Below are 6,332 nucleotides of genomic sequence, written 5' to 3' on the forward strand. Positions count from 1 at the left end.
GCAGTGCTTGCGGGCGGCCGGGCTCAGGGGCGGTTCATCCAGCTGTCGTAGATGCGCTGGGCCGTGCCGTCCTCGACCATGGCCTTGAACACTGCGCCAACGGCATTGGCCTGCGCATAGCCAACGCCACGCTTGGAGAAGGCGGCCGTCAAGGGCACGGTGCGCAGCAGGAGCGTATCGCCAAACTGCTCTTCCAGCCGGTTCTTGCGGATGATGGCATTGATGGTCGACAGCGAGCCGGCCACCGCCTGCGAATCATGGCCGGCCACCGTCTTGCGGATGCCAGTGCTGTAGTCCAGCACGTAGTCCTTGCGCACCGTCTCGTCGACGTCAAAGCGCGGGTCTATGCGCAGCCCGCGGGTGGCGCTGGTGATGATCTCGCGCAGGTCTTCGTAGCGCTTGATCGGCACGCCCTTGCGGGCGCGCACGCCAAATTCCAGCTGCACCAGGGTGACGCCCTTGTCGGCATAGCGGGCGCGGATCTCGCCCCAGGCCATGATGGCGAAATCGACCATGCCGTTTTCCAGATCCAGCTCGACGCGGGCATAGGGCGTCAGCGTGCGGCGGGTCTTGAAGCTGCTGCGCCGCTCCAGCTCGTCGAGCAGATCGGGCACGATGCCGACATACTGCACCGGGCTGTTGGCGTCGGGGTTCTTGATCGTCCAGGGGTCGAGCTGGATCATCGCGACCTTGAGCTCCTGAGCGGCGGCAGCCGTCGACCACGCCAGCATCAAGGCGAGCAAGCAGCGCAAGCCGCACAGCGGAAAAAACATCGCGAACACTTGGCTATACCTGGCTACAACTAACAAGCTCAAGCGCTACCGCTGCGCCTGGCAAGACAGCATCTTAGTCGCGGGAAGGCTCAAGGTTTCAGCGGCAGGGCACGCAGGTACTCATGCAGCTGACGGGTGATGCGCTCACGCTCGGCCAGCGGCAGGCTGTCGGGCAAGGCCGGCATTGCCGTGCCGGGGCGCAGCGATTGCGGGCTGATCAACCACTGGCGCCAGCTCGGCGCGTCCAGCAGCCGGGCCCGCTCGGCCAGGTTCAGCGGCATCTTGTCGCCGCCATAGCCATTGATCTGGTGGCAGCTCAGGCAGTACTGCTGGGCCAGCGCGGCCTGGGCCTTGAAATCGCCCACCAGGCCTGGCGGCAGCAAGGCGGTGCGGCTGGACGGCGTCAGGCGCAGCTGCGCGACCTGGTAGGGCCAGACGCTGCCGCCTTCCTTGATCAGCTCGGGATGACCGACGTTGTCCCAGACCAGATAGAAGGGCCCCAGCGGCACCGCCTTTTCCTGCTGGGCCAGGTTGTCGACCTCAAAGGGGCCGCCATCGGCGCGGGCAAACACCAGCCATGCCTTGTAGCGGGCGAAGCGCTGCGTTGGCACCCGCGAGACATAGCCGTCCAGCGCGCGGAACTCGATCTCGGTATCGGCCGACAGCCAGCCCTTGCCCAGCAGCTGATCCAGCAGCGCCCGCGCCGGGTAGCCACGGTAGCTGCGCCGCACCGGCTTGCCGGCCTTGCTCAGATGCGGCTCGACGACGGTGACCTGCTCCTCCTTCAGCGTCGCGGCCAGCTCGGTCGGCGTGGGCAGCGGCGCCGCCGGTACGGGTCGAGCTCCGAAACCAAGCAGCAGCACAGACAGGGACAAAGCGGCAAGACGCAATGAGTTCATGAAAACCTCGAAAACAATACGGAATCCACCACAGAGCCACTGAGACACAGAGGAAAACGCCGCAGCGCTTCGTGTCCTCTGTGATTCCCTCTGTGTCTCAGTGACTCTGTGGTTTGTTCTGGTTGATTCACTAGGGCCTGTTAACACTACGTCTGCCTGATGCGTTGCCACACCAATCGCCGTGAACGAGGCGCCCAAGCTTTCAATGAGCGAAGCCGGGGCCATTCCCCCGGCGAGGCTTTGCAACGACGTGCACGGCGATTTGTGTGGCAACCCTCCGGGAGAGGGGCTCCAAGGGCCCCACTCGATGTTGAACTCCTAGCCCAGGCGGCCAGCCTGGGCGTCGTCGTCCGCCTAGATTGGGGCCCTTGGAGCCCCTCTCGCACAGGCAGACGTAGTGTTAACAGGCCCTAGAGCCAAATGAAAACGGCTAGCGCGGGTTCAGCAGCAGCGTGCTGCGGGTATGCGCGGCCACATCGGCCTCGTCAAGCCATTGGCCGCGGAAGCGCCCCTCGACATGGGCGCGGGCTTGATCCTTGTAATGCGCATCGCCCCAGACGCCGCTCTGGCCGACCGGGTTGCTGCCCTGGGCCTGGCCGGGGGCGGCGAAGTCAATGGTGCGCCGGGTCGAGGGCCCGTAGACCACCTCCCAGGGCGCCGGCCCGATGCGCTGCGCCAGATTGTTAGGCACCTCATTGGCGCCAGGTGCCGGCAGCGGGCCGATGTTGAAGATCTGATCCAGCGGTTTCTGCTGGCCCAGCGGGTGCTTGTGCGTCAGCGTGTGGGCATCGCCCCAGCGCCAGCGGCCGGCGTCCTGGCCCAGCGTGGCGCGCAGATGCTTGAGCGCGGCCGTCCAGGCCAGCTTGACGATATCGGCCTCGGTTTCGCGCTGCGGCGTGGCGCGCTTGTCCCACCAGGGCGAGTTGGCGTCGGCAAACAGATGGGGCAGCGCCTGGTCCAGCGCGCGGGTGCGTGTCAGGCTCTCGAACAGCTTGGCGTCCATCTTGTCGCCCAGCGCCTCGCGCACCAGCTCATAGACCAGCTGATGGAAGAGCACCGGCGCGCGGTCGTCGAGCTGGTGGCGGCCCTGCCACTGTGCCAGCTCGGCCACCAGCGCCTGGTCCTCCTCGCCCTGCGCAGCCTGGCGCAGCAGCGGCAGCAGCGGTTTCAACATGCGCGGGCCATAGCCGGTCTGCACATCGAGCTGCAGCTGCTGCGAGGCCGCCATATTCCAGCGCTTGCCGTCCTGGCGCAGCGCTTCGTCCAGGCGCTGGGCGCGGTCCCAGAGGTTGTAATAGCCCGGCACATCGCCGGCCGGCTGGTGATTGGCCGACATGATGTAGCCGCGCGCCGGGTTCTCCTCCTGCGGGTTGGCGCTGAAGGGCAGGAAGCCCAGCTTGTCGGACTCGGGCTTGCTGCCATCGAGGATGAAGCTGGGGTTCACGCCGGCCGGGCGCTGCGGCAGCCGTGCGGCGGCCCACCAGCCGATATCACCACCGGCATTGGCCCAGACGATGTTCAGCCCCGGCGCATGGATCATGCTGGCCGCCTCGCGGGCCTTGGCCAGGGTGTCGGCCCGGGCCAGGCGGTAGAAGGCGTCCAGCGCCGGGTTCTCGGTTTCCAGAAAGGCCCACCACATGGCAATCGGCTTGTCGTAGCGGGCGCCGGGAATCGCGTCGTTGATGATGGGGCCGTGCGGCGAGCGGCGCAGCTTGAGCACAACATCGGCCGCGCCCTTGACCTTGATGGTTTCCTCACGCGTCTGCAGCGGCTGCCACTGGCCCTGGACAAAGACCTGATCGGGATGGGCCGCATCGGTCTGCTCGGCGATCAGATCGATATCGTCGTTCTGGAACATCGTCAGGCTCCAGCCGGCCTGATGGTTATGGCCCAGCAACGCCATCGGATTGAGCACCTGGTGGTGGCCGTAGAGCTCGAAGCCCGGCGCCTTCAGATGGGCCTCCCACCACACCGCCGGCGCCGAGAAGGCGATATGCGGGTCGCCCGACAGCAGCGGCTTGCCACTCTGGCTGCGCCCGCCGCTGATCGCCCAGGCATTGCTGCCTTCGTACAGCGGCAGGCCGGCCTGCTCCAGCGCCTGCTGGCTGATCTGCGCCAGCTGGGCCAGATGCTGCCAGTCGCGGCTCTGCAGGCCCACGCTCGGCGCTGCGTCGCTCTCGCCGGCACGCCGCACCGCGCCGCCGGGGCGGTTCTGCAGATCGAAGATCTTCAGGTACTCGGGGCCGAGCTGGTCGCGGACATAGGTCAGCGCCGGCTCGGTGCGAAAGGCGGCGGCAAAGCTGTAGGCCATATAGCCGGCCACGGCCATGGTGTCCTCGGTCGTGAAGGGCCGTTTCTTGATGCCGAGGATGTCGAACTCCAGCGGCGCCGGTCGCGTCGCCTGGTACTCGTTGACGCCGTCCAGATAGGCCTGCAGCGCTTCCCAGGCCGGTCCGGGCGGCACGATGCCCTGGGTCTGGCGCTTCACATAGGCCGTCGCATGCTCGCGCAGGCCCAGGGTGCGGAACAAGCGGTCGGTGTCGAGCAGCTTGGGGCCCAGCACCTCGGCCAGCTCGCCACGGGCCAGCCGGCGCACCATCTCCATCTGGAACAGCCGGTCCTGTGCGTGCAGGTAGCCGAGTGCTCGATAGAGATCACGTTCGTGCTGCGCCTGCAGATGGGGCACGCCGACCTCGTCCCAACGCACCTGCACCGGCGCCGAGAGGCCGCTCAGCGCCAGCGCGCCGCTGCGCTCGGGCAGCTTGGATCGCACATGCCAGGTGGCCGCTGCGCCACCAAGCACCAGGGCCGCCGCGACGCCGAGGGCCAGGGTTTTGACTGCTTTGTTCATGGGCCGATTGCAGCACAGCCAGCGGTGCCATGGGGCGCGGGATTCACCGCAGCTACGGGCATCGCCCCGCCGAGCGTCGCCGCGCAGCGCCCGGCCACGCCAGAACGATCAGGCCGCTTGGGCCGGCGCCGGGCGGCGCAGCGACACCAGGGCCTCGACACGCTTGAGCAGATCGCGGTCGTTCCAAGGCTTCTTGAAGATGCCGTAAATGCCTTGCACCTGGTGCACGCGGCCCTGCAGTTCCTCGTGGCCTGTGATGGCAATGATGGGCAGATCCTCGGTGTCCAGGCTGCCCTGCACATCGGCAATCAGCTCGAAGCCATCCTTGTTGGGCATTTCCAGATCCGTGATCAGCAGCGCCACATGCTGCTGGCCCAGCAGGTCCAGCGCCTCGACGCCATCGCGGGCCACCACGACCTGGTAGCCGGCGCTTTGCAGCAGCTTGCCCAGCTTGGCGCGCACCACCGCCGAATCATCGACCACCATCACCGGCAGCGGCGCCTTGGGCTGCACCGGCACCGGCATCGCCGGCACGCGCTGCACGATCATGCCGGCGGCGGCGGGCGGCAGCTGGGTGGGCTCGAAGCGCGAGGGCAGGAATTCGCTGCGGTGGTATTCGTCGCCACGACGGATGCTGATCAGGATCACCAGAATGGCCAGAGGCACGGCGATCAGCAGAGGCAGCAGATAGGGGCGCAGCAGTTCGGGCAGGTCAAAGGGCATGATGTTCTCCTCGCAGTGGCAGCCTGTGGGGCCGTCCAGCGCCTGCGGGACAGGTCGGTAAGCCTGCAATCTATCACCGACCTGACACCGACCGTGTGCGGAATTGCGCGCAGTCCCCCCACGAAAGGGCGGCGCTTACAGCTGGCTACAACTGCGCGCCGCCGAAGCCGCTGATGACGCTCAGGCCGGCGGCCAATGACGCGCAAACAGCGCGGCCAGCCGCGGATGGCGTTCCACCCGCAGCAGCAACGCATGAAATTCCGGCCGCTGCTGCTGCAGATAGGGCCGGCTGCCCGACCACTTGGACACCACCGTGGCCAGCAGGTCCAAGGCCGCCGGTGCATCGCCATGGAGAAAGGCCTGGCCCCGCGTCGGCGCATAGAACTGGTCGGCAAACAAGGCCCAGGCAGCATGCAGGCGCAGCCGGGCACCGAGCCGCAGGGCCTCGTTCTGCAAGGGGCCGGCCGGCTCGCACCAGCGTTCCGGATAATCGATCAGGCCGATGGCCGCATAGCAATTGGCGGCGATATAGACCAGCCCACGCAGCGCCTGCGCCAGATCGGCCGGCGCATCTGGCAACAGACCGGCACCCGGGTGTTGCAGTCCCAGATGAATCAGGATGGCCGCGCTCTCGCTCATCACCGTGCCGTCAGGCAGTTGCAGCGTCGGGATCTGCTTGAGCGGATTGAGCAGGGCCAATTCCTCCAGCCCCGGCCCGGGTTCCCAGCTGGCCGCCTGCACCAGGCGGTAGCGCTGCCCTGCCAATTCAAGCGCCGCCTCGATGGCGGCCGACCCTGAGCCCTTACTACCGTAAAGCGTGTACATGGACTGCGCCTCCCTGCAGCTGGTGTCCGCCGTCTGGCCATGAGTGGCGTCTCTCAAAAGCGCCCCTTCATCACCATGGTTAGGGAAGGTCTGCATAAGTCGGCGCGGGCCGTGGCAAGCACCAACCATGGCCTGCCTAGGCGCGAGCCGCAGCTCAGGCTGGTGGCCTGCGCAAGGCTCGCAACACCGGCAGGGCTTGGCTGGTGCTTGCCCTGCGGGTTGAGAGAAAAGGGGCCCCCACGGGCGTTGCGCTGCTCGGCT

The 6,332-nt window shown here is 67.1% G+C and carries 5 protein-coding genes; all 5 read right to left on the minus strand.

Going from position 1 to position 6,332, the window contains the following annotated elements:
* Window positions 1-23: 23 nt before the first annotated feature.
* Window positions 24-773: a transporter substrate-binding domain-containing protein gene (locus RQP53_RS24215; protein WP_315653309.1), complete on the minus strand. Its 750-nt coding sequence runs from the start codon at window positions 771-773 to the stop codon at window positions 24-26.
* A gap of 89 nt (window positions 774-862) precedes the next feature.
* The gene (locus RQP53_RS24220) at window positions 863-1,672 is read right to left on the minus strand and encodes a hypothetical protein (RefSeq protein WP_315653310.1); all 810 of its coding nucleotides are present in this window, start codon (window positions 1,670-1,672) and stop codon (window positions 863-865) included.
* Between the two features lie 430 nt (window positions 1,673-2,102).
* Window positions 2,103-4,523, minus strand: coding sequence for a penicillin acylase family protein (locus RQP53_RS24225; RefSeq protein WP_315653311.1), 2,421 nt, complete (start codon window positions 4,521-4,523; stop codon window positions 2,103-2,105).
* 108 nt (window positions 4,524-4,631) lie between these two features.
* Window positions 4,632-5,246 carry a response regulator gene (locus RQP53_RS24230; RefSeq protein WP_315653312.1) on the minus strand — a complete coding sequence of 205 codons (615 nt, stop codon included), beginning with the start codon at window positions 5,244-5,246 and terminating at the stop codon, window positions 4,632-4,634.
* 180 nt (window positions 5,247-5,426) lie between these two features.
* On the minus strand, window positions 5,427-6,071 hold the full coding sequence (locus RQP53_RS24235) for a glutathione S-transferase family protein (protein ID WP_315653313.1): 645 nt from the start codon (window positions 6,069-6,071) through the stop codon (window positions 5,427-5,429).
* Between the last annotated feature and the right edge of the window lie 261 nt (window positions 6,072-6,332).

Source organism: Roseateles aquae, from assembly GCF_032337115.1.
In the GTDB taxonomy this organism is placed as follows: domain Bacteria; phylum Pseudomonadota; class Gammaproteobacteria; order Burkholderiales; family Burkholderiaceae_C; genus Roseateles_C; species Roseateles_C aquae.

What these genes read in the sequence shown, in the direction of transcription:
- RQP53_RS24225 (WP_315653311.1), bottom strand. Translation starts at nt 4,523, where the DNA reads ATGAACAAAGCAGTCAAAACCCTGGCCCTCGGCGTCGCGGCGGCCCTG.
- RQP53_RS24220 (WP_315653310.1), bottom strand. Translation starts at nt 1,672, where the DNA reads ATGAACTCATTGCGTCTTGCCGCTTTGTCCCTGTCTGTGCTGCTGCTT.
- RQP53_RS24235 (WP_315653313.1), bottom strand. Translation starts at nt 6,071, where the DNA reads ATGTACACGCTTTACGGTAGTAAGGGCTCAGGGTCGGCCGCCATCGAG.
- RQP53_RS24215 (WP_315653309.1), bottom strand. Translation starts at nt 773, where the DNA reads ATGTTTTTTCCGCTGTGCGGCTTGCGCTGCTTGCTCGCCTTGATGCTG.
- RQP53_RS24230 (WP_315653312.1), bottom strand. Translation starts at nt 5,246, where the DNA reads ATGCCCTTTGACCTGCCCGAACTGCTGCGCCCCTATCTGCTGCCTCTG.